Origin of the sequence: Cryobacterium sp. Hh7 (genome assembly GCF_004403155.1) — a bacterium.
Lineage (GTDB): Bacteria > Actinomycetota > Actinomycetes > Actinomycetales > Microbacteriaceae > Cryobacterium > Cryobacterium levicorallinum.
Map to the genome: position 1 here is coordinate 251,452 of NZ_SOHG01000012.1, position 23,401 is coordinate 274,852.

Annotated in this window: 17 protein-coding genes and 3 pseudogenes; 11 read left to right on the top strand and 9 right to left on the bottom strand. The window is 65.9% G+C overall.

The features are described 5' to 3' along the window. Positions 1-113 precede the first annotated feature (113 nt). The 5 genes from E3T43_RS02610 to E3T43_RS02630 all read right to left on the bottom strand — a co-directional run bounded on the left by E3T43_RS02610 (position 114) and on the right by E3T43_RS02630 (position 4,646). A complete protein-coding gene (locus E3T43_RS02610; protein ID WP_134441251.1) occupies positions 114-1,157 on the bottom strand; it encodes an aromatic acid exporter family protein in 1,044 nt (347 codons plus the stop codon). Beyond that, positions 1,154-1,378 (bottom strand): DNA glycosylase AlkZ-like family protein, encoded by a 225-nt coding sequence (locus E3T43_RS02615; protein WP_134471214.1) that lies wholly within the window; start codon positions 1,376-1,378, stop codon positions 1,154-1,156. The genes E3T43_RS02610 and E3T43_RS02615 overlap by 4 nt, the downstream gene beginning before the upstream one ends. 136 nt (positions 1,379-1,514) lie before the next feature. Beyond that, a complete protein-coding gene (locus E3T43_RS02620) occupies positions 1,515-3,119 on the bottom strand; it encodes a tripartite tricarboxylate transporter permease (RefSeq protein ID WP_134471215.1) in 1,605 nt (534 codons plus the stop codon). Continuing rightward, positions 3,119-3,646, bottom strand: a complete 528-nt coding sequence (locus E3T43_RS02625) for a tripartite tricarboxylate transporter TctB family protein (protein WP_241978772.1) — start codon at positions 3,644-3,646, stop codon at positions 3,119-3,121. Before E3T43_RS02625 ends, E3T43_RS02620 begins: the two co-directional genes overlap by 1 nt. Position 3,647: 1 nt before the next feature. Continuing rightward, positions 3,648-4,646: a tripartite tricarboxylate transporter substrate binding protein gene (locus E3T43_RS02630; RefSeq protein ID WP_134471294.1), complete on the bottom strand. Its 999-nt coding sequence runs from the start codon at positions 4,644-4,646 to the stop codon at positions 3,648-3,650. 213 nt (positions 4,647-4,859) lie between these two features. On the opposite strand from E3T43_RS02630, the gene E3T43_RS02635 reads away from it, so the two are divergent. Both E3T43_RS02635 and E3T43_RS02640 read left to right on the top strand, forming a co-directional pair. Beyond that, positions 4,860-6,527 carry an ATP-binding protein gene (locus E3T43_RS02635; RefSeq protein WP_134471216.1) on the top strand — a complete coding sequence of 556 codons (1,668 nt, stop codon included), beginning with the start codon at positions 4,860-4,862 and terminating at the stop codon, positions 6,525-6,527. Then, positions 6,520-7,215 carry a response regulator gene (locus E3T43_RS02640; RefSeq protein WP_134471217.1) on the top strand — a complete coding sequence of 232 codons (696 nt, stop codon included), beginning with the start codon at positions 6,520-6,522 and terminating at the stop codon, positions 7,213-7,215. The genes E3T43_RS02635 and E3T43_RS02640 overlap by 8 nt, the downstream gene beginning before the upstream one ends. Here the strand turns inward: E3T43_RS02640 and sepH are convergent. Further along, a complete protein-coding gene (gene sepH, locus E3T43_RS02645) occupies positions 7,212-8,342 on the bottom strand; it encodes a septation protein SepH (RefSeq protein WP_134471218.1) in 1,131 nt (376 codons plus the stop codon). The two genes, E3T43_RS02640 and sepH, sit on opposite strands and share 4 nt — an antisense overlap. A 199-nt stretch (positions 8,343-8,541) precedes the next feature. Between sepH and E3T43_RS02650 the strand changes: the two genes are divergently transcribed. Further along, on the top strand, positions 8,542-8,835 hold the full coding sequence (locus E3T43_RS02650) for a DUF4193 domain-containing protein (RefSeq protein WP_092449195.1): 294 nt from the start codon (positions 8,542-8,544) through the stop codon (positions 8,833-8,835). 5 nt (positions 8,836-8,840) lie between these two features. Here E3T43_RS02650 and E3T43_RS02655 read toward each other — a convergent pair whose 3' ends face one another. After that, entirely contained in the window at positions 8,841-9,293 is a 453-nt protein-coding gene (locus tag E3T43_RS02655; protein ID WP_134471219.1) for a DUF3093 domain-containing protein, read from the bottom strand. A 38-nt stretch (positions 9,294-9,331) separates the two neighbouring features. Here E3T43_RS02655 and dut point away from each other — a divergent pair, with 38 nt between their 5' ends. The 6 genes and pseudogenes from dut to E3T43_RS19130 form a co-directional block, all read left to right on the top strand. Then, entirely contained in the window at positions 9,332-9,829 is a 498-nt protein-coding gene (dut, locus tag E3T43_RS02660; protein WP_134441255.1) for a dUTP diphosphatase, read from the top strand. Further along, positions 9,826-10,455: a DUF3710 domain-containing protein gene (locus E3T43_RS02665; protein WP_134441256.1), complete on the top strand. Its 630-nt coding sequence runs from the start codon at positions 9,826-9,828 to the stop codon at positions 10,453-10,455. Before dut ends, E3T43_RS02665 begins: the two co-directional genes overlap by 4 nt. Before the next feature lie 6 nt (positions 10,456-10,461). Further along, a complete protein-coding gene (locus E3T43_RS02670) occupies positions 10,462-11,304 on the top strand; it encodes a DUF3159 domain-containing protein (RefSeq protein ID WP_134471220.1) in 843 nt (280 codons plus the stop codon). A 211-nt stretch (positions 11,305-11,515) separates the two neighbouring features. After that, the gene (locus tag E3T43_RS02675; RefSeq protein WP_134471221.1) at positions 11,516-14,362 is read left to right on the top strand and encodes an aconitate hydratase; all 2,847 of its coding nucleotides are present in this window, start codon (positions 11,516-11,518) and stop codon (positions 14,360-14,362) included. A 136-nt stretch (positions 14,363-14,498) separates the two neighbouring features. Continuing rightward, positions 14,499-16,448: a 1-deoxy-D-xylulose-5-phosphate synthase gene (dxs, locus tag E3T43_RS02680; RefSeq protein ID WP_134471222.1), complete on the top strand. Its 1,950-nt coding sequence runs from the start codon at positions 14,499-14,501 to the stop codon at positions 16,446-16,448. A gap of 67 nt (positions 16,449-16,515) precedes the next feature. Continuing rightward, a pseudogene (locus E3T43_RS19130) lies at positions 16,516-16,659 on the top strand (ISAzo13 family transposase); the annotation flags it as partial. A 66-nt stretch (positions 16,660-16,725) separates the two neighbouring features. Here the strand turns inward: E3T43_RS19130 and E3T43_RS19650 are convergent. Together E3T43_RS19650 and E3T43_RS02695 are read right to left on the bottom strand one after the other, a co-directional pair. Beyond that, positions 16,726-17,113, bottom strand: a pseudogene (locus E3T43_RS19650) (hypothetical protein); the annotation flags it as partial. 249 nt (positions 17,114-17,362) lie between these two features. Next, positions 17,363-22,207: a multicopper oxidase domain-containing protein gene (locus E3T43_RS02695; protein WP_166791214.1), complete on the bottom strand. Its 4,845-nt coding sequence runs from the start codon at positions 22,205-22,207 to the stop codon at positions 17,363-17,365. A 376-nt stretch (positions 22,208-22,583) separates the two neighbouring features. On the opposite strand from E3T43_RS02695, the pseudogene E3T43_RS19135 reads away from it, so the two are divergent. Then, positions 22,584-23,230, top strand: a pseudogene (locus tag E3T43_RS19135) (ISAzo13 family transposase); the annotation flags it as partial. Between the two features lie 6 nt (positions 23,231-23,236). Further along, the gene (locus E3T43_RS19140; protein ID WP_241978785.1) at positions 23,237-23,359 is read left to right on the top strand and encodes a hypothetical protein; all 123 of its coding nucleotides are present in this window, start codon (positions 23,237-23,239) and stop codon (positions 23,357-23,359) included. Positions 23,360-23,401: the final 42 nt, after the last annotated feature.

The window sequence follows — 23,401 nt, forward strand, 5'->3', positions numbered from 1 at the left end:
TCCGTTTTGTCGTCCGTCAGGCATGACCGCGCCCGGTTTGGGTAGCCGCTAGGGTAATCGGCGTAGCGGCTACCGAAATGAAGCGCGGCTCTCGAACGGATGCTTCGGGCGGCTCAGGCCCGGTCGCCGACGATCTCCTCGCGTACCCGGCGCAGGTCCTCCATGAGCGAGCCGATCAGGATCCAGTGGTCGGGGTGCGGCGTCACGATGCGCAGCGGCGCGGTCAGGGCCAGCACCTCGGGGGCCGGCATCTCGGGCGCCACCGTGAGGTCGCCCTCCGCGCGAGCGAGCAGCCGCAGGTCGTGCGCAGCCCGGGCCAGCTCCTCGGAAAAGGCCTGAACGCTCGGCTCCAACTGCAGGGAGGCATCGTAGTGATCGTGCAGGGCCCGGGTCATGCCGATAGCTCGGGTCACGAGGGTCGGCAGCCGCCCGATCATCTCATGGTCGGTGTCGAGCGCCAGGCGTAGTTTGGCCTTGCGCGGGTTGAGCATGAGGCTCTCCTCCGCCTGCGCGATGGCCTTCTCCGCCTTGACCAGCATGGGGCGCAGCAGCCGGGCCTTGATCATCAGCTCCATCAGGTCGACCGGGGTCTGCGGGGTGCGCAGCGCCTGGGCAATGCGCTCGAAGGTATCAGCCACCTCGCGAGCGAGCAGGGCCACAGCATCGCGTGCCGGCGCAATCAGCACCGGCGGAACGATCAGGGCGTTGATGATCAGCGCGATCCCCGCACCGATGAACGTTTCAAAGATGCGATCGAGGGCATACCCCGGCGTCGTCGCGCCGAGCGCGAGCACGAGCATGGCGCTGATCGGAATCTGGCTCGCCGACACCGGCGACAGCCGCAGCGCCCAGGCGACGAGGATGCTGACCACGATCGTGCCGAGTACAACCCAGCTGGACTGGCCGAGGAAGAAGCCGATCGTGGAGGCGATAATGACTCCGCCGATGACGCCAGCGGTACGTTCGATCGCGCGGCCGAGGGTCTGATTGACACTCGGCTGCACCACGAGCAGGGCCGCAATCGCGGCAAAGATCGGCAGGTCGTTGGGCAGCAGCAGCTGCGAGACGATCCAGGCCAGGGCGACGGCGACAGCCATCTTCACGACCTGCAGCACCGGGAGTCGGGTGGGGATGCGCAGGGCCGATGTTAGTTTCACTGCACAAGGCTAACCCGACCTCTCCTCAAGCGGATGCCGACAAACCCGTCTGCCCGCTGCGCGCCGGCCCGAACCAGGTGCAGCGGGCCGCGCATCGGCCACGAACGCACGATGTCACCCGCATTGACGCTGGCCTGCACCTCGTCCAGCGTTGTGCCGGGGGAGCGCACCCCGAGGGTCCACTGGGCTGCCGGGTAGTCCTGGAACTGTACCGCGAGCATCCGCTCAACGACCGCAACGGCCCCAGTAGCGGTGGCCCGGCCAGGCCCTAGGCGTGCAGGCGCAGGCGCAGAACGTCGGCGCGGGAGGCGGCAGCTGGCAGCACACCAGTATGCCGACTCCCGCAGCAAAGACGGGCTACTTGCCGCGGCTACCGGGCCGCACGGCCCGAATCACGCGGGCGCTGCCATCGGAGGTTTGGGTTCCGAAGACGTCGAACTGCTCTTCGTCCGGTCCGCTGGTGGGCCCGCTGCCGCGGTCGAATCGACGCAGCAGCGCCTTGACGATCGGCGGGCCGGCCAGGAACAACACGATCACGGTGTACACGACGACGGCGAGCGGTTCGCTCAGCAGCGCCGCCGGGTCGCCGGCGCTGATCTGCAGCGAGCGGCGCAGCTGTCGTTCCATTTCCGGGCCGAGAATGGCTCCGACAATGATCGGGAGAACCGGAAACCCAAAGCGCCTGGCCATGTAGCCGAGCGCGCCGAGCAGCAGCAGAATCATGATGTTGAAGGTCTGCATGCCCGCTGCGTATGCGCCGAGGGTCGCGAAGAAGAGAATGCCGGCGTAGAGATACGGCCGGGGGATACGCAACAGTTTCGCCCAGAGTGGCGCGAGCGGCAGGTTGAGCGCGAGCAGTAGCGTGTTGCCGATGAACAGGCTCGCGATCAGAGTCCAGACCAGCACCGGTTCGGTCTGAAACAGCAGCGGTCCAGGGTGGATGCCGTACTGGTTGAACGCGGCGATCATCACGGCGGCGGTCGCCGTGGTCGGCAGGCCCAGGGTCAGCAGGGGCACGAGCGTGCCGGCCGCTGAAGCGTTGTTGGCCGCTTCTGGCCCCGCGACGCCCTCAATGGCGCCGTGACCGAACTGCTCAGGATGCTTCGACAGCTTCTTCTCCGCCACGTAGGAGAGAAAGGTCGGAATCTCCGCGCCGCCGGCCGGAATAGCACCGAAGGGAAAGCCGATGACCGTGCCGCGAAGCCAGGGCTTCCAGGACCGCTTCCAATCCTGCTTGCCCATCCAGGGCACGCCGACCGGAATCGTCGCCGGCGTTCCGTGGCGCAGGTGGGCGGCGATCCACAGGGCTTCACCGACCGCGAACAGCGCCACGGCGATGACGACGACGTCGATGCCGCCGGAGAGCAGCGGTTGGCCGAACGTCAGCCGCGCCTGGCCGGTCGTGCCGTCGAGCCCGACGAGCCCGATGGTCAGCCCGATGAACAGCGAAGCGAGGCCGCGAATGCGACTCGAGCCGAGCACCGCGCTTACGGCGACGAAGGCGAAGACCATCATGGCGAAGTAGGAGGGAGCACCGAGGCCGATCGCGATCGCCACGACGAAGGGGGCGACGAAGACGAGGGCTCCGGTGGCGAGCGTACCGGCTACGAACGAGCCGATGGCTGCGGTCGCGAGGGCCTGGGCTCCGCGTCCGGCCTTGGCCATCTTGTTGCCTTCGAGTGCTGTGACGACCGATGAGGATTCGCCCGGGGTGTTGAGCAGAATGGAGGTTGTCGACCCGCCGTACATGCCGCCGTAGTAGATGCCGGCAAACATGATGAGCGACCCGGTCACGTCGAGGGCGTAGGTGAGCGGCAGCAGCAGGGCAACGGTCATGGCCGGGCCAATGCCCGGCAGCACGCCGACGGCGGTGCCGAGCAGTACTCCGATGAGGGCGAACAGCAGATTCTGCAGGGTCAGCGCGTTGCTGAACCCCTCCATCAGCAGGGTGAGATTTTCCATTAGAGGATTCCCGTCAACAGGCCGGCCGGCAGGTTGATGCCGAGGCCCAGTACGAAGCCGTAGAACGTACCGACGGCCAGAAGAATGCCGATCACGAGAGCCCAGAAGAAGCGCCTCGAGCCGAGCAGCAGGGCGGATCCATAGAACAGCAGTGCACTGCCGATGACGAATCCGAGAAAGTCCATTGTGAGGGCGAAGACGAGAATCAGGCCGGCGAGGCCGAAGACGGTGGGCCAGTGGGCCTTCTGGGTGAGGTCGATGTCCTCACCGTCTTCGGCCTCGGCGTGGCCGCCCCGCAGCACGGTGATCGCCAGGGCGATCGCACACAGGCCGAGGCCGATCGCGATGATCGTCGGAACGACCTGCGGTCCCATCACGCCGGCGTTGATGGCCGTGTGACGGATGTTTGCGGTGTCGATTCCGATAATAATCGCGATGACCGCGAGCAGGGCTGCGACGCTGAGCTCCGACCGGCCCTGCAGCCGAGCGCGGAGCCCGGTCGCTGGGGCCGTGCTGGGGGCGGACACGTTAGACCAGGCCCAGGGTCTTCAGCACGTCGGCGACGCGGGTGTCCTGCTCGGTGAGGAAGGTGCTGAAATCGTCTCCGGTGATGAACGCGTCGGTCCAGCTGTTGTCTTTGAGCACCTGCTGCCACTCGTCGCTGTCGTGCATCGTGGTGACGGCATCGACCAGACGGGCGATTTCGGCATCCGTCAGACCGGGGGCGGCCAGCAGTCCGCGCCAGTTGGTGAAGACGAGGTCGATTCCTTCTTCGGTGAGGGTGGGCGCGTCGATGACGGGAACCCGTTCCTCGCTCGTGACGGCCAGCACGCGGAGGTCGCCTGACTTCACCTGTTCGAGGAACTCACCGTAGCCGGAGGCACCGAACTGCAGTTTGCCGCCGAGGATGGCCGGGAGCAATTCGCCGCCGCCGTCGTAGGGGACGTAGTTGACCGTGGTGGGGTCGATGCCGACGGCGTCAGCGAGCTGCATTGGCAGCAGGTGGTCGGGGCCTCCCGGGGAGGAACCGCCGCCAACAGCGAAGGCGGCCGGGTCGGCCTTCCACGCGGTCACCAGATCGTCGATGGTTTCGTAGGGGGAGTCGGCCGCCACGAAGATTGCGCCGGCTTCCTCGATGAGTCCGGCGATCGGGGTCGCGGCGGCGACCGTGGCGTCGCCCTCGTTGGTGTACGCAGCACCGACCACGCCGAGCCCCATCATGAGCAGAAAGTTGGCGTTTCCGGTTTCGGTCAGGGTGCGGGCCAGGCCAACGGTTCCGCCGGCGCCGGCCAGGTTGGTGACCTCGGTGCCGGTGGCCAGGCCCAGGTCATCCATCACCTTGACCGCGGCGCGGCCGGTGACGTCGTAGCCGCTGCCGGCGGCGTTGGGAATCATGACCTGAAGATTTTCGATCGGTCCGCTATTGGTCGCTTCGGTGTTCTTGGCGCTGGTGACTCCACAAGCGCTGAGGGCGAGTACGACCGCGCCGGCCAGAACGACGGTGCCAGCCGTTCGGCGGGCGCGCATGGTGCGTGCTGTGATTGTCATGCTAAATCCTCTTCGATTTTGGGCAAGCCTCTTTGCTGGCCGACTTCATCGTGCGTGGCGTGCCCCGGCCGGCACAACTTGTGACGTTAGTGAACGTTGTGTAGTTTGCGGTTGCGCGCGCCGGGTGCGAATTTCGGTTTACCCTGCCAATGAGGGATTATCTTGTATGGCCAGGGACGACCGAGGGGCGCAATGATGTGGACGCGAGCGGTGCGCCTGCGCGCGTCGGGCATCCGTTCGAGCCGGCTGAGTCTCACTCGCCAGCTGCTGCTGTTCCAGTTGAGCCTGATCGCTCTCGTCCTCGTCGCGGTGACCGCGATCTCGGTCGAGCAGACCCGCAGCAGCTTCGAGAGCGGGGCGCAACGACGCATGCTGACGGTCGCCGAATACACCGCGGCGAACCCGCTCTTGCGCAGCCTGCTCGACAGCACCGCCGTGCCTCAGCAGTTCTCCATTCCGGTCGAGTCGCTCCGCACCACTACCGGGGTCGATCAGCTCATAGTGACGGATGTCGACGGCCGCGTCATCGCAGCGCCGGCCGATCCGCGGCTGCTCGCGACTAACCTGGCCATCGACCCAACGCCCGACGAGTCCGATGCCGCCTGGGCGGGAATCGCCCCGATTGGCACGAGGGATTATGTGGTCGCGCAGGTGCCGGTGTTGTCGAACGCCGGGGTGGTCGTTGGCACGGTCGTCGCCGCCCGTCAGTTTCCGGCCGTGGCCGAGCTGCTCGCGAGCGCAGCGCCGAACCTGCTCACCTATGTTGGCGTGGCCGGCGTGCTCGGGGTCGCCGGATCGCTGTTGCTCGCCGCTCGGGTCAAACGGCAGACCCTCGGCCTCGAGCCGGAACAGATCGGACGACTGGTCGAACACCGGGACGCCATGATCCACGGCATCCGGGAGGGTGTGATCGCCGTCGACACCGACGGTCTCATCACGCTCGCCAACGACAGCGCGCGCACCCTGCTCGGTTTGCCCGCCGGTGTTGAGGGTCGGGCGATCGACGCGGTCGGGCTCGACGACGAGGCGGTGCGGGCATTGAGCCGGCACGACGTCGACGAGATCGACACGGTGCTGGTCAACCGGGGAGTGTTGCTCGTGCTCAACCAGACGCTCATTCACCCGCCCCGGTCCCGGCCAGAGGTGGTGACCACTCTGCGCGACCGTACCGAGTTGGTGACGCTTCAGCACGACCTGGGTAGCAGTCGCCAGGCGACCGACACCCTGCGTGCCCAGACGCACGAATTCGCGAATCGGCTGCACACCATTTCGATGCTCATGCAGCTCGGTGATACTGAGGCGGCGGTGGAGTACGTGGATACCGTCACCCGGGACCGTACCGATCTTGACAATACGGTGCTGACCCGGCTGCAGGAGCCTGCGGTCGCGGCGCTCGTGGTCGCGAAGACCTCTCTGGCCCGGGAACGCGGGGCTACCCTGGAGCTCAGCGCCGAGGCGGTGCTGCAACGCGTCGACGCCGACCTGTCGATCGATCTCGTAACGGTCATCGGCAATCTCGTCGACAACGCGCTCGACGCCGTCACCGGGGCGCCGGAACGCCGGGTGCACCTTGATGTTCAGACCAAAGCCGGCGGTGCCGTGCACGTGACGGTTCGCGACTCTGGTCCCGGGATCGACCCCGCACTCCTGGACCGCGTCTTCGAGGTCGGGGTGACGAGTAAATCCGCCCTGGCCGGCGCCGATGCGCACGGTTACGGCCTCGCAATTGTGCGCCTCGTCGCCACGCGCCGCGGCGGCGGTGTCAGCTACCGGGCCGAGAACGGCGCCGTGTTTGAGGCCGTGCTGCCGGTCGATGCGTCCAAGCAGGTCGTGCCGGATGAGGAGCAAACCCATGTGTGACGTCCTCGTCGTCGACGACGATTTTATGGTGGCGCGCGCCCACGAGCGCATCGTCGACCAGCAGCCCGGCTTCACCGTCGTGGGCGTAGCCCCGACCGGTACCGATGCCCTGGCCCAGATTGCCCAGAAGGCGCCGCGGCTGGTTCTGCTCGACATGTACCTGCCTGACATGACGGGCCTTGACGTGATCCGTCGGGCCCGCGAAGCCGGTCACAATGTCGACTTTCTCGTGCTCAGCGCCGCCCGGGAGTCGGAGATGGTGACGGCGGCATTGCAGGGCGGCATCGTGAGCTACCTGCTCAAACCGTTCAAAATCACCGAGCTGCAGTCCCGACTGGTCGGGTACGCCGAGCGTCGTCGTCTGCTCGGCCGCACCGGCGACCTCAGCCAGAGCGACCTAGACCAGGCACTAGCCACCGTATCGGGTACGCCCAGCGCCCCCGCCGTCCTCACGTTTCCCAAAGGCCTCAGTCGAGAGACGGCCGCGCTGGCCGCTGCAGCCCTGCGCGGCAGCGACGTCGACCTGGCCGCGTCGGAGTGCGCCGAACGGCTCGGCCTGTCGCGGGTCGTGGCCCGCAAATACCTGGAGTTCTTCGTCGACTCCGGGCAGGCAACGGTCAGCCTGCGCTACGGCCAGACCGGCCGCCCGCAGCGTCGTTACGCCTGGGTCGCCGCTCGCCCGAGCTAGCCCAGGTCGTCGTCGGTGCGAGCTCCGAACACGATTTCGTCCCAGCTCGGCATCGATGCCCGACCGCGCTTGGGTGTGGTGCGGCCGTGGTTGGTGCGTTCCTGCGCGCGGGCGGCCTGGTTGGCCCAGGCGTTGCCGGTCGGTTCCGGCGTGGTCGCCGGCGCCGCACTGGACTCGTCGGTAACCGGGCTGTCCATGGCCGTGGACCGACGGGGCCGCATCGGCCCAGGCTGCACCGAAGAGGATGCCGTCGGCTGGGCCGCTGCAGCATCCCGGCTGCCAGCCGCCTCGCGTTCTCCGCGGCGTCGACGCAACGATTCCAGAAGATCGGCGGTTTCGCTCATGTTCGATGCCGGCTCGGCAGCGCGTTTGATCGCGGCTTTGGACACAGCATCGTCCCGGCTGAGCGAACGGGAAAACGGCACAGCCTCAAGGTTCGGGCTGGTGTCGTTCAAAATCTCGTCGGGTAGGGATTCCTTGAAGTTGAAGGCGTTGCTGTCGAAGCGGGACACATCGGCGGCGCTCGTCTCCGAGCCGACCGCGCGCAGTCGGGGAATGAGCGAGCCCTTGAGCTCGCCCTGCTGCGACAGCGCGATGGCCTCGCTGCCGACCGGCGATAGTGAGTTCTTCTTGGGTTCGAAACCCCAGCGGGCGTCGTGGTCGATCTCGTCTGCGGTGAAGGACAGCTTGACGATCCAACCGCCGCCGGGCTCTTTCCAGCTGGCCCAGCGTTCGCCGGTGGCACCGAGCGAGGCGAGACGCTCCCGAATGACGCTGCCGAAGTTCACGTTCTCGTCGACCGGATCCGGATCGATCGCGGTGTGTACCGGCACGCTGAGCGCTGACGAGACGATGTACTCCCGTTCGGCTACGACCGGGCCCTCGAAGCGGCGCACGTAGTCGAGGGACGCGCCGGTGACGGCCGCGACATCCTCGGCGGACATGCCGGAGCGAATGTGCGCCTGAACCTCCCGGGGGGAGAGTTTTGGCGCGAGACTCCGCTCCGTCTGGGTTTGGCGAAGCCGGGACTGAAGAACCTCGTCGATGGCGATGCGATATCGGTCACCATCTTCGGACGCTGCGAGCAGCGCACCGTTCTCAACCCCAATAACCTTCAATTCCTGCATGAAGACAAGCCCTCTCGCGATTACCGTTGGCTGCAAGACTGCCACGACTTGGGGCAATTTCGCGGGAATACGCTGGGCGTGCCGCAAGTTGTTTTCCGTGTCCGAATAAAAAGGTTGGCGGACGGTTTGCTATTCCGTCCGGATTGTTGGAAACTGTGCCCGCCGATTTCGATTATCGGCGTAACTGAAATGGATGGGCATGGCAACCGATTACGACGCACCCCGAAAGACTGAAGACGACTCCGAGTCGATCGAGGCCCTCAAGGAACGTGTGCCAGATAAAATGTCCGGCAGCGTTGATGTTGACGACTCCGACAACCCGGGTGGGTTCGATCTACCCGGCGCCGACCTGTCCGACCTGGACCTCGATGTCGTCGTTCTGCCCGCGCAGGCCGACGAATTCACCTGCGTGAATTGCTTCCTCGTGAAGCACCGTTCGCAGATGGGCCACGAGACCAAGCTCGGAATGGTCTGCCTGGAGTGCGACTCCTAGACCTGCTAACCGACGTTGGTCGTTCGTGATCCATTGATCGCGGCGGCCAACTCCGTCGGGTGCCGGCTGGAGATGATCCAGTACGGCGCCGGATCGGTTGGGTCGACGATCGGAACGCGCACGACCGGGTCGATCCAGCCGCGAATGAGCAGCCAGGCCCGGGCATCCAGCCGGGGTCCGCGCTCCTGGGTGGCTTCGGCCTTGGTAAAGGAGACGGCTTCCCCCACAAGGTGGGTAGAAATCGTGGCCGGGCCGGCTTTCAGCTCGCCGTTCTGCACCCGCACCACCGGTGAGGCCAGCACGAGCAGCACTACGCAGCCGCCGTAGAGAACGGCGGCCGTGATAATGCCGGCCGGCAGGGAAATCGGGACGAGCACCAGGATGCTCGCCGGTATCACCAGTGCGGTGACGATGAAGGCCCACGGAGTAGGCCAGAGTTTTTCGCGGTAATCAGGCATGGCTCTATTCGATCAGATATCTGCACTACCCTCGACACGTGGCAGAAAGCGTCGAAGTACTGATCCAAGCATCCATCCTCCCGAACTATGCACATCCCGGTGATGCCGGGGCTGACCTGCATTCGGCCGAGGCCCTCATGCTCGCTCCCGGTTGTCGTGCACTTGTCGGCACCGGCGTGTCGATCGCCTTGCCCGACGGGTTTGCCGCCTTTGTGGTTCCGCGCAGCGGCCTGGCGTCCAAGCGCGGCATCACCATCGTGAATTCCCCGGGGACAGTGGATGCCGGCTACCGCGGCGAAATCAAGGTGGCTCTGCTCAATACCGACCAGAACGAGTCGTTCACGATCAATATCGGCGACCGCATCGCCCAACTCATTGTGATGCCCGTTGCCCGGGCCACCTTCATTGCCGTGGACCGGCTGCCCGGCAGCCACCGCGGCGAGGGCGGCTTCGGTTCGACGGGCGTGGAAGCTGCTCCACGAGAAAGTGCACCATTGTCGGGCGATACCGCCCAGCGCGAAGGAGAAAATCGGTGACTGACACCACGACCCCCGGGGACTTCGTCGAGCCCTATGCCAAATCGGCACCAGACAACCGCGAGAGCGATGGCCCGTTCGACGAGTCCGAAGCCAACCCGGTGCGGCCATACGTCGACCTCGGCGGCATCAAGATTCTGCCGCGGGAAGGCCTGCACCTGCGCCTCGAAATTGAAGAGGGCAGCAAGCGCGTCGTCGCCATCGGCCTCGACTTCGCTGGGTCGACCCTGCAGGTGCAGCCGTTCGCCGCTCCGCGGTCGAGCGGCCTGTGGCATGAGATTCGCGACCAGATCGCCGACCAGATCGGCAAGCAGGGCGGTACCACGACACCGCGCGAGGGCCCGTTCGGCCCGGAACTGGTCGCCGAGATTCCGGTTGCGGCCGGTCAGGAAGCCGGCGGCGTCACCCGCCTGGCCCGTTTCATCGGCGTCGACGGGCCGCGCTGGTTTCTGCGCGGTGTGATCGCGGGCGAGGGCGCCATCGATCCGAATGCCGCAGCGCAGATCGAAGACCTGTTCCGCAGTATCGTCGTCGTGCGCGGGGGAACCCCGATGCCGCCGCGTGATCTGATTCCGCTGCGCATGCCCGCCTCGCCCACCGGCGCGACCGAGACCGCCGCGGTCTAGCGAGCCATGAGCGACACCCCCGGTCAGAACGGACAGCAGGGCCAGCGCGATGAAGCGCACGAGCCAGTGCCGACGCCAGCCGCGGCGCCGGAACCCGCTCCGACGCCGGAGCAGGCGCAGACCGCGTCAACCCTGTTCGCCGAGTCGATGGCCGGGGCGGCCCGCCGGGCCGGATTCGGAGCGGCGACCGAGGGGGAGCCGATCAGTGGACAGGCCCTATTAAAGGCGATGGGCGGCATCCGCGGTCTGATCGAAGCTGTACTGCCCGGCCTTGTCTTTCTCGTCACCTACACACTCACTATCGACCCGTCGACCGATGTGACGAGTGACCCGATCGGCACCCTACTTCCCTCACTCGTCGCTCCGCTGGTCATCGGCGTGATCTTCGTCGCACTGCGCGCGATCACCAGGCAGACGACGACGCCGGCCCTCGGCGGCCTGGTCGGCACCGCTATCAGCGTCGCGCTGGCTCTCTTCTCCGGCAAGCCCTCCGATTTCTTCCTGGTCGGCCTGTGGACCAACGCCGGCTACGGTGCCGCCCTGCTCATCTCCGTGCTCGTGCGCTGGCCGCTGATCGGCGTCGCCGTCGGGTTCCTCATGGGCGACGGCATCGCCTGGCGCCTCGACGCCAGCAAGCGGCGCGTGCTGACCATTCTCACCCTGTGCTGGACCGGCCTGTTCCTCGGACGCCTCGCCGTGCAGCTGCCGCTCTACCTCGCCAATAACGTCGAACTGCTCGCCTCCATGAAGCTCCTCATGGGCATCCCGCTCTACGCGCCGTTGCTCGTCGTGTCCTGGCTCATGGTGCGCTCGGTCTATCGCAAAGCGGATGCCGCCGACGCGCTCTGAGAATCGACCTCTGCGCGCTCGGGCGCACTGCTAGAGTTATCTTGACGTCAAGATAGTTGACCGGCGATCACTCGTCGGCGCAACTCGATGGAAAAAGGCAGCTCCCGGCATCCGCCGGTAAGGCTTGCCTTGCTGGCACGCGCTTGTGCCTGCCACAAGAATTGAGGATTGCCGCCGGTTTCCCGTCGGCTCCTACAACGGAGAGGGCACTGTGTCGGATTCAAAAAGTACCGCGGTAAATAGCTTCGGAGCCAAAGACACCCTGCGCGTTGGTTCGACAGACTATGAAGTCTTTCGTCTCGACGCGGTCGACGGTTACGACAAACTGCCATACAGCCTGAAGGTGCTGCTGGAGAACCTCCTCCGCACCGAAGATGGAGCCAACATCACCGCCGAGCACATTCGTGCCCTCGGCTCCTGGGTTCCCACCGCGGAACCCGACACCGAGATCCAGTACACGCCGGCTCGCGTCGTCATGCAGGACTTCACCGGCGTTCCCTGCATCGTCGACCTCGCCACCATGCGCGAAGCCCTCGTCGACCTCGGCGGCGACGCCAAGAAGATCAACCCGCTCGCCCCGACCGAAATGGTCATCGACCACTCCGTTGTCGCCGACCTGTTCGGCACGACCGACTCGTTCGAGCGCAACGTCGAGATCGAGTACGAGCGCAACGGTGAGCGCTACCAGTTCCTCCGCTGGGGCCAGACCGCGTTCGACGACTTCAAGGTCGTTCCCCCGGGAACCGGCATCGTGCACCAGGTCAACATCGAGTATCTCGCCCGCGTCACCATGACCCGTGAGGTCAACGGCGTTCTCCAGGCTTATCCAGACACCTGCGTCGGCACCGACTCGCACACGACCATGGTCAACGGCCTGGGCGTGCTCGGCTGGGGCGTCGGCGGAATCGAAGCCGAAGCGGCGATGCTCGGCCAGTCGGTTTCCATGCTCATCCCCAAGGTTGTCGGCTTCAAGCTCTCCGGCGTCATCCCGGCCGGCGTCACCGCAACGGATGTCGTACTCACCATCACGCAGATGCTCCGCAAGCACGGCGTGGTCGGCAAGTTCGTCGAATTCTACGGATCGGGTGTCGCCTCAGTGCCGCTCGCCAACCGTGCCACCATCGGTAACATGAGCCCCGAGTTCGGCTCGACGGCCGCGATGTTCCCGATCGACGATGTCACCCTCGGCTACCTGCGCCTCACCGGGCGCAGCGAAGAGCAGGTCGCGCTGGTCGAGGCCTACTCGAAGCTGCAGGGCCTCTGGCACAACCCCGATGTGGAGCCGGTGTTCAGCGAATACCTCGAGCTCGACCTCTCCACGGTCGTTCCCTCGATCGCCGGACCGAAGCGCCCGCAGGACCGCATCATCCTCTCCGAGTCGAAGTCGCAGTTCGAGCGCGACCTGGACAACTACGCCAACGGCCCCGTCTCCCTAGTGGACGCGGCAATAGAGGGTACGTTCCCCGCCTCTGACCCGCTCGGCCTCACCTCGCAAGACGAAGTGACCGCGCACGAGCACGCCTACCAGGCTGGCCTGGTGCGTCACACCAGCCACCCGACGAAGTCGCACCCTCAGCCCACCGACGTGAAGCTCGCCGACGGTCGCGAGTTCACGATCGATAACGGCGCCGTAGCGATCGCGGCCATCACCTCGTGCACCAACACGTCAAACCCTTCCGTTATGCTCGCGGCCGGCCTGCTGGCCCGCAATGCGAGCCTCAAGGGACTCAAGAGCAAGCCGTGGGTCAAGACCACCCTCGCGCCCGGCTCCAAGGTCGTCACCGAGTACTACGCGAAGGCCGGCCTCAACGGCTACCTCGAAGACCTTGGCTTCTACCTCGTCGGCTACGGCTGCACCACCTGCATCGGTAACTCCGGTCCGCTCGAGGACGAAATCTCCTCGGCCGTGCAGGAGAACGACCTCGCCGTCACCGCCGTGCTCTCCGGTAACCGCAACTTCGAGGGACGCATCAACCCCGACGTGAAGATGAACTACCTCGCGAGCCCGCCGCTGGTTATCGCCTACGCCCTCGCCGGCACGATGAACTTCGACTTCGACACCGATTCGCTCGGTCAGGACACCGAAGGTAACGACGTGTTCCTCAAGGACATCTGGCCCGACGCCGACGAGGTGCAGAAGACCATCGACGAGTCAATCGACTCCAACATGTTCGAGACCCAGTACGCCGGTGTCTTCGAGGGTGACGACCGCTGGAAGTCCCTGCACACCCCCATCGGCGACACCTTCGCCTGGGACGCCGAGAGCACCTACGTACGGAAGCCCCCGTACTTCGACGGCATGACGCTGGAGACCAGCCCGGTCGTGGACATCAGTGGTGCCCGCGTGCTCGCCAAGCTCGGCGACTCGGTCACCACCGACCACATCAGCCCCGCCGGTTCGATCAAAGCGGATGGCCCCGCCGGCCGTTACCTGGCCGAGCACGGCATCGCCCGCGGGGACTACAACTCCTACGGCTCGCGTCGTGGCAACCACGAGGTCATGATTCGCGGAACCTTCGCGAACATCCGTCTGCGCAACCAGCTCCTCGACAACGTCGAGGGTGGCTTCACCCGCGACTTCACCGTCGCGAGCGGCCCGCAGGCCGACATCTACGATGCCAGCCAGAACTACCAGGCCGCCGGTACCCCGCTCGTCATCTTCGGTGGCAAGGAATACGGTTCGGGTTCCAGCCGGGACTGGGCAGCCAAGGGCACGAGTCTTCTCGGTGTCAAGGCCGTCATCGTTGAGAGCTTCGAGCGCATCCACCGCTCGAACCTCATCGGCATGGGCGTTGTGCCCCTGCAGTTCCCGGTCGGCGAAACCGCCGACTCGCTCGGTCTCGATGGCACCGAGATCGTCTCGGTCTCCGGCATCACCGAACTGAACAACGGCACGACGCCGAAGACCGTGCGGGTGACCTGCGTTCCGAGTGAATTCTCGGCCGCCGGCAAGGCACCGGTCGAGTTCGACGCCATCGTGCGCATCGACACCCCGGGTGAAGCCGAGTACTACCGCAACGGCGGCATCCTGCAGTACGTGCTGCGTTCGCTCGTCTGAGTGAACCGGGGCGCTGCCAGCGCCTCGCTCTACCAGCACGACACCGGCGCGTAGACTCGATTCACTCGGGTCTGCGCGCCGGTTTGGCTTGATCTGTTTAGCACTGTTTTGTAGAGCAGCATGAAAGGTATGACGGATGATCCTTCTGGAGACGATTCATGGTCCGCGGGACCTCGATGGTCTTTCGAAAGAGCAGCTGCCACAGCTGGCCGCCGATATTCGGCGGTTTCTGGTGCGCGAGATTTCGAAGACCGGCGGACACCTCGGGCCAAACCTCGGTGTCGTCGAACTGACCATCGCCATCCACCGGGTTTTTCATTCACCGACCGACGCCATCGTCTTCGATACCGGCCACCAGTCCTACGTACACAAGCTCCTCACCGGCCGTCAGGACTTCAGCAAGCTGCGCTCGTTCGACGGTCTCGCGGGCTATCCCCAACGTTCGGAGTCCGAGCACGACATCGTCGAAAGCTCGCACGCCTCCAGTTCGCTGTCCTGGGCCGACGGTATCTCCCGAGCCTTCGAGATGACCGGCCAGACCGATCGGCACGTGGTCGCCGTCGTCGGCGACGGCGCGCTGACCGGCGGCATGACCTGGGAAGCCCTCAATAACATCAGCGACGACAACACGCGTCGACTCATCATCGTGGTCAACGACAACGGCCGATCCTACGCGCCGACGATTGGCGGTATGGCGCGCTTTTTGAATACCGTGCGTACCCGCGCGGCCTACCGCGACGCTTACCTGACCAGTCAGAAAGTGTTTGACAAACTCGGCGCGCCCGGCCGGGCCATGTACCGCGGGGTGCGCGGCGGTCTGCACGGGTTCCTCAGCCGGGTCACCAACAACGAAGCGCTCTATTCCAACCTCGACATCAAGTACATCGGTCCCATTGACGGGCACGACGTGCACGCCATGGAGGAGGCCCTCGCCCAGGCCAAGGGCTACGGCGCGCCGGTCATCGTGCACGCCATCACCCAGAAGGGCAAGGGCTACGACCCGGCCGTGCAAGATACGGCCGACCAGTTCCACGCGGTCGGGCAGATCGACCCGGAGACCGGCGAATCCGTCGAAGAGGCGGGCGCGGCATCCTGGACGTCGGTTTTTGCCGACGAATTGTTGCGACTGGCCACCGAGAACGATCGTATCGTCGGCATCACCGCCGCCATGCTGCGCCCGACCGGGCTGCACAAGATGGCCGAACGTTTTCCGGCCCGCGTGCACGACGTGGGCATCGCCGAACAGCACGCCGTGACGAGCGCCGCCGGGCTGGCCTTCGGCGGCCTGCACCCGGTTGTCGCCCTCTACGCCACGTTCATCAACCGCGCTTTCGACCAGGTGCTGATGGATGTAGCCCTGCACAAAGCCGGCGTCACCTTCGTACTCGACCGGGCCGGCATCACCGGTCCCGATGGTCCCAGTCACCACGGCATGTGGGACCTCGCCATTCTGCAGGTCGTCCCCAATATTCGGCTGGCCGCGCCGCGGGACTCCGTGCGCCTGCGCGAAGAACTGGCCGAGGCCGTCGCCGTCGAAGACGGACCCACGGTCTTGCGCTACCCCAAGGGCACCGTCGGCCTGGAGTTCGAGGCCATCCGCCGCCTCGACGATGGTGTCGACGTGCTGCAGGAGGCGACCCAACAGGATGTGCTGATCGTCACGGTCGGTCCGATGGCCGCGCTGGGGCTCGACGTGGCCGACCGGCTCGCCGCCCAGGGCATCGGAGCGACGGTCGTCGACCCGCGCTGGGTCGTGCCGGTGCCGCGCAGTATTATCACCCTCGCCGCCGCGCACCGCATCGTGGTCACCATCGAAGACGGCATCCGGGTCGGCGGAATCGGTACGCGCATCCGGCAGGACCTGCGGGAGGCCGGCGTTGACACCGCGGTGACCGAACTCGGCCTGCCGGACCAGTTCCTCGACCACGGCACCCGCGCCCAGATCCTGGAGCGCGTCGGCCTCACCCCGCAGGCGATCGCCCGCGACGTGGTCGCCATGGTGCTCGGCAGCAAAATCCCCAACGCCCGACCCTTGCCCGCCGACCACACCGACACCGGCGCTATCCAGGTAACCCGCCGCGACTAAGGGCTCGTAAGTAAATAACCTAGACGCATGCCGTTTGGGGTGCCATGGCTGTGCTGTGTCGGTTCCCGTGGAGGTCGAAGAGCCGCTGGCAGTCAAGTTCGCCGCGTTGTTCCCTCCTCTTGATGAGCGTCAGCGACGGTTGCTGATGGGGGTTGAGGGTCGCGTGCTGGGGCATGGCGGGGTCGCGGCGGTAGCCCGGGCGGCTGGGGTGAAACCGTCACCGCCGAGCTCGACGAGAGCATCTACCCCAAAGGCATCAAGATCACCGACCGCGAAATGGCAGATCTGGAAACCCAGCACCTGCGATGTCACCCAGGCCCAGGGAGGTCATCTGTAGCATGACCGACGCCAGGTTGGTGCGCAGGATCTCGGGGTCGGTGAACTCCGATCGACCCTTGAAGTCCTCCTGGGAGTACAGCCGGATGCCATCGGTCATCACCTTGACCAGGGTGTTGCCACTGGAGTGGTCGGTGAAGCGCACCTGGATCACCCACCGCAGTCTCCAGCTCGGTGTCCAGCTCCTGCGCGGTGCGCTCGGCCACCGACCTGGCGGCGATGACGACCTGATGGTCTCGGATGGCCGCGGCGATATCGTCCCTGCGGGCAGCGACCGGCAGGTCGTCGGGATAGCTGATTCTGGGCACCGCGGTGAGACGGCGCCCGATACGGGCTGACCGCGCCGGCGGTACCTCGTCGGCCTGCTCCGGGACGAACGCCGACGGGACTTTCGTGGGCTCACAGGTTCTGGTCGCGCGGGATGCCGCGCGCGCTGAGGACACGAGGTTCAGGATATCCGGCCCGCGAGCCCCACTCGGTGGCACGCCTGGGTCCAGCGCGCCCAGCAACGCGCGCGAGCCGGCGGCACCCGAGGTGCCGCCGGCTCACGTTCTCAAGCTGTTCTCACAATGGATGGACTATTGGAGAGGTTTGAGGTCCGCCTTGGGCGAGCCCTCCACCCTGAAGATGCCCCACAGGCCCTGGTTGACCTGGTTCTCCAGACCGCCGTCCCGGTAGAGGTAGTCCCCGGGAAGCTTCTGGAGTCCACCGGCCCCGCCGAGCAGGTTGTAGTTGAAGGCGTTGCCTGTGAGCAAACCGCCCTCAGCTGTCTTGATCATCGCGTTCGGGTCGCTTGGCTGGTAGCGCCACCCGTGCCCGTTCAGGCTGAAGGTGTGTGCCCGGTCGCGGTCACCACCCGATACGAGCCGCAGGTGCGTCTCGTCGCCGACATAGGCCCGCACGAGCGGTGTGGCCGGATCGCCGTGCACCACCGACGACATGACGTTGGCCACCTCTGGGTCCTTCGCCAGGCGAGGGGCGAAACGCTCGGTCGTGTAGTTGATGCCCCGGTGCCCCTGGTCGCTGGGTTCGCCCTCCGCTGGGTAGGGGAGGATGGCCCCGGCCTTGTCTCGCAGGATCAGACCGTCGACCCAGTTGAACACAGCCTCGCGGAAGCTGCGTTTGACGCCGGCGGCGTCGGTGTAGGTGACGTTGGCCTGTGCGCCCGAGGTGATCGCAAGCCCGGAGTTGGGGTTGACGTAGGTCGAGCCCTTTGGCTCGATCAACAGCGACCCGTAGGACCCGTGGTGGCGACTCCCACGCCGGTCAGCGAAGTCGAGCAGGTTCGCTGCGCCGTCCTCGACCGCGGCATGGACATACCACGTGTACTTTGTCGTAACTCCTGGCGCCACGGTCTGGTCGTAGTTGTACCCGACCGTCGCCCCGTCGGAGTCAATGACATTGTAGGTCAACAGGTTTGGGTGCATGGACACCCGGTTGGAACGTGGGAAGTTCGTCACGTCCGCAGGCAACGGTAGGTCACCGGTGTGTGCTGCGGGCGTCTTCGGCAGCTCGTTCTTGAGCGTCACCGTGACGCAGTCACCCACATTTGCTCGGATCACCAGGGGCTCGGTCTTCATGGCACCCGTGCGAACCTTAGTCACATCCTCGCTCCGCACGAACATCGTGCCGTACGGGTCGTGGTCACCTGACTTCGCGTTGTACACGATGTCCTTGGCGATGGCCGACACGTTGACCGCGACCGCCCTGGACCCTGTCGGGCACGGGGTGACTGAACCCAGGGTTCCGGTTGGGGCAACCTTGAGCGCGTCACCGGGTTTGAGGGCTGGCCACGCGGTGCCACTTCCAGGAGCTGCCCGGTCGGGCAGCGGTTGGAGGTCGGAGACAGCGTTCTTGGGGACCCGGAACAGACCCCACATCCCCATCCACTGGTCCTCAAGCAATGGGGAGCCATACAGGTAGTCACCGGGGGAACCGGCGCCGTCCTGCAGGATCGACGGCGTGCCGTTGGCGACGCTGTTCGAGGCTTTGGCGACTGTTGCTGAAGTACCGGGGTTGGTCTTGATCACCTGCGAACCCTGCAGCTCGTAGTTGAAGTACTCCGCGAGCATGAGGGTCTGGGTGTCGACCGTCCGGGACAAGGGGTTGTCCGGCTCATTCAGCCAACGGTGACCGTGCAGGTTGAACTCGTGTATCTCCTCGTGGGCGCCAGCCACGTTGCGGATGACCACGGGGTCCTTCGAGTACGCCCTCAGGAGCGGCGTATCGGGATCGCCGTTGACCGCGGATGAGTAGGTGTACGCGGGGTCGCCCTTAGCGCCGCTAACCCCAGGTTTCGTCCGGATCTGGAACGGGGCGTTCTTGTAGTTGATCGAGTAGCCGCCCTGGTCCTGGCCATAGTTGTCCGGTGCCGAAGGTGGGTTGATCGGTGGACCAGTGCCGTTGTCCTTCCACATGGGCGTTCGGTCGGAGTAGAAGATGGTCATCTCCCGGAAGTCCGGGCCGCTGGCTGAGCGGATATCGGCCATGGGCCCGACCCCGTTCGTCTCAGCACCAGTCTTCGGGTCGTGCCACGTGGCGTCAGCGGGCTCGACGTTCATCGCGGCATAGAGGCCTTTCTGCTGGTGCAGGTTGGCGTACTGGTGGTCGTGGAAGAAGGTCGTCCGCAAAGCTGTGTCCACGAACCACCGATAGCCGTAGGTCTGGCCAGGCATCGCCGAGGAGCTGTAGTTCCAGCCCACGCTGGTGCCGTCGGAGGCAAGTTCGTCGAACTTGACCAGGTGCACGTGTGTCGAGACCTCGGACGTCTCCGCGGCGTCCATGTAATCACCGTCGAGGCGGTTCACGTGGTCGAGGGGGACGTTGGGATTCTCGTCGAGGTGCAGGTCGTTGGTGGTGAACAGCTGAACGCACTCACCAACCCTGGACCGGATGGTGTACGGCTCGGGTGCCTTCTGTCCTGTCCGCACAGCGACCGCATCGGATTCCTCCACGTAGACCCTTCCCTGCCTGTCCTTCCAGCCCGCGGAGTTGTAGGTGATCGGGGTGTCGATGACGTGTGGCCGGTAGACCCGTGTCGGTGCAGTTGTCGGGCACGGGTCGATGTAGCCGTTGCCGGGCTTGGTCGGGTCAAGAGCAGGCATCCCTGCGGCCTCAAGCGCGGTCGGGCCCCGGGGGGCGTCGCCGGGGCGACGGATAGCAGCGAAGGTGTCCTTGACCACCGCGTTCGGCGGCCGGTAGGCACGCTGGCCGACGTCACCCTTGACGAACAGTGGGAAACCGGGCTGTGCTGCGGTCGGGGCCGCCGTGGCGCCTGCCCGGTTCGGTAGCTCCTGCAGTGCCTCCAGGGGCGTGCCGTCGGCATACTGTGCCGTGCCGTCGCGCAACTTGTCGAAGATCCGCAGGTGGCCCCAGAAACCCTGGGCGAAATGTGGGTAGAGGTGGCAGTGGAAGATCGTGTCACCGACCGTGCCCTGGGTGCCGCCGGCACCTCCCTCAATCTTCAGCTCCCGAGCCTCATGTGGGCCAAACGACTGGACGTCGTTAAGCGGTGACTTCGGGTTCTTCGGGTCGGCGTTCCAGCGCTGGGTGTGCTGGTGCCATGGGTGGGTCTCCTTGGCACCCGGGTGGACGACGTGGAACTTCAGCGGGTCACCGACGTATCCCTTGGGGATCAGATTGTCCGAATCGGTCACCTTCACGCCGTCGACGGTTCGGGTTAGCTTGCCCTCGTCGCCGAAGACCCACGACTGCAGGTGGGATTCCTCGCCCATGCACTTGGCGCCGGGGTCGTCGACGACCTTGCCGAGCTCGGGCACGTAGCCGTTGCAGAAGTTGTCAGTTGGGGCATAGGTCTTGCCGTTGGGGAGCGTGATGGTCCTGGCCACGCCACCCGGGTTCTCCGGAGTGACGGTCCCACGGTGCTCGAGGATGGCCCGCAGCCGGTTGCGCAGCGGCTCCGAGCGGTAGTTGATGCCGAAGGTCGAGTCCTTCAGCCCGGTCGTCGGGAAGGTCGGTTGCTTCCCGTCCCGGTCCAGGACGCCCTCGTTCTCGTCGAGGAAGATCATGACGGCCGAACGGGTCGAGGCCCCGCCTGCCCGGATGTCGGCAAACAGCTGGGACTCGACGGCGCGCCCGCCCGTGAGCAGGTCGGCCCCGGTGATCTGATTGTGCCAGGTCGAGTCCTTCGGGTGCACGACGACCGCGCCGTACAGGCCGTTCTGGACGGTGGTGTGCTTCGGGTCGTTCGGGTCGAGGTTGGCGTTGTCGTACAGCGGCGCCTCGCCCTCCCGGTCGGCGTACCAGGTGTAGGTGCGCTCGGTGCCCGTGGCGATGGTCGTGTCCGGGTTTAGGCCCACCCGCGCGCCGTCGGAGGTCTTCACGTCCGCTTGAACGAGGCCCTGGGTGGACAGGCCGATTCGCCGGCCCGCGATGTCGTTGCGCACCTTGACGGACACGCAGTCACCGACGTTGGCGCGCACGACGAGCGGCTGGGTGAGGTTGGGGTTGGCAAGGATTTTTTCCTTGTTCACCCTTGCGTCGGCGTTCTTGAGGGCATACATCAGGCCGTTGGGCAGCTTGTCGCCCCAGCCGTTGAGAGGGATGGTCACCTGGAAGGCGGCCAGGTCGTACTCAATAGCGCGGGCACCGGCCGGGCAGACTCCGTTGGCCGGGGTGATCGGATCGCCAATGACAGCTGTTGCCGCAGAGGAACCCATCAGAGCGGAAGTCGTCATCACGACCACACCGCCCGCCGCCACGGCGATGACCAGGCGAGAGCGGCGTGGCGTCGGGGCCACGACAGACCGGGCACGCCGTGCTGGCGTCGGGGCCACGACAGACCGGGCACGCCGTGCCGGCGTCGGGGCATACCCACCGGTCACATCATCGCTTCGGCGCATGCCCAGGACGAGGCCTGCCAGGGCGAGGAGCAGAAGCACCGGGAACACGCGAGCGGCCTCGATGGCTCCGTGCTCGAAGAGTGCAGCACCCGAGGTCGTCTCCATGTGGCCGACCGTGGCCGGTTCGGCTACCGCTGCGCCAGTAGTGCCAGAGGAAGAGGCTGCACCGTTGTGCGCAGCGTGCGGGTCGGCAGCGGCTTCGGCGGAGCCATTGGCTTGGCCCGTCTTGGCCAACCACGCCGCCGAGGGCTGGTGTGGGTGGAACCCGGGCTTGGTCGCGGCAGCGACTGGGGCACCTGGCGCGCCAGGGGGCGGGACAGCACCAAGTGCGACACTGGCGTCAGGAGCTGCCTGGGCAGCCGGTGCGACAGCTGAGGCAACCGCGTGGGCGGCGGAGGCATGCTCGGAGGGGAAGAGCAGCGTGTGGCCGATCGCACCGGACATGAACACAGCCGTGGTGACAGCGACGACCGCGACCGTGGCGCGAGCCAAGGAGATCATCCGAGATGCCGGCCGCAGGCGAGCGATCATCGCGAACACGATCAGGACGGCCGGGACCACTAGTAAAAGCGACAATGTCCCGTCCCGAAGGAAGTGCAACACTGAGGTGCCCGAACTCCAGGCTTGCTGGACAGAGCCTGCGTGGAGCCCGTGGAGCCAGGCCGTGCCGCCATAGGCGAGGACCACCCCCATGCCGACGCGAGCTCTCATAGAAATGCTCATTGGTATCCCCGTAATCGCATTGAAGGTGTTCTGAGGTCAAGCCGGACCTATCCGCTGGAACGAATCAGGGCGGAGTGGCTTGGTCACGGGTGTGGAGGTCCACGGGTCAACCTTGCTCGGCCGACCTTGGGAAAACCTTGGGCGAGAAATGATCATGAGGGAGTCAAGACCCCACTTCCGGGCGGTGGGGCAATAGCGTCAGCGACGGTTCCTGATGGGCGCTGAGGCTCGGGTACTGGGTCATGGCGGGGTCGCGGTAGTGGCCCGGGCAGCTGGAGTGAGCCGGGTTACGGTGACCGGTGGCGTGCGGGAGTTGGACGCCGGTGATGAGCCGTTGGGGCGGACCCGGCGGGTCGGTGGTCGTCGCAAGAGTGTGACCAAGACCGATCCGGGGAGGGCGGCGCTGCTGGCGCTGGTGGAGCCCGAGTCGCGTGGCGATCCGGAGTCGCCGCTGCGGGGGACGACGAAGAGTCTGCGCCACCTGGCCGACGAGTTCACGCAGGCGGGCTGCCCGGTGTCGGCCCCGACCGTGGCGGGCCTGCTGCGCGAGGAGAACTTCAGCCTTCAGGGCGACGCCAGACGATCGAGGGCGGCCACTATCCGTACCGGGATGCCCAGTTCGCTCACATCAACGCCGCGGCCGTAGAGCACCTAGCGGCCGGGCAGCCGGTGATCAGTGTGGACGGCAAGAAGAAGGAGCTGGTCGGCAACTTCCGCAACGTTGGTCGGGAGTGCCGGCCGGCTGGTGAGGCGGTGGCGACCAGCGTCTACGACTTCACGGGGGAACTCGGCAAGGTCACGCCCTACGGCGTGTATGACATGGCTGCCCGCACCGGCCTAACCGTCACCGCCGGACTCGACGACACGATGTACCCCAAAGGCATCAAGATCACCGGCCGTGAGATGGCAGACCTGGAAACCCAACACCTCACCGGGCACGACTTCCACGGCTACTGGAACTACACCGTAAGCCCAGCAGATCAACCCTGAACTACGCGTGTCGTTGATTTACAGGCCCTAAGAACATGGACG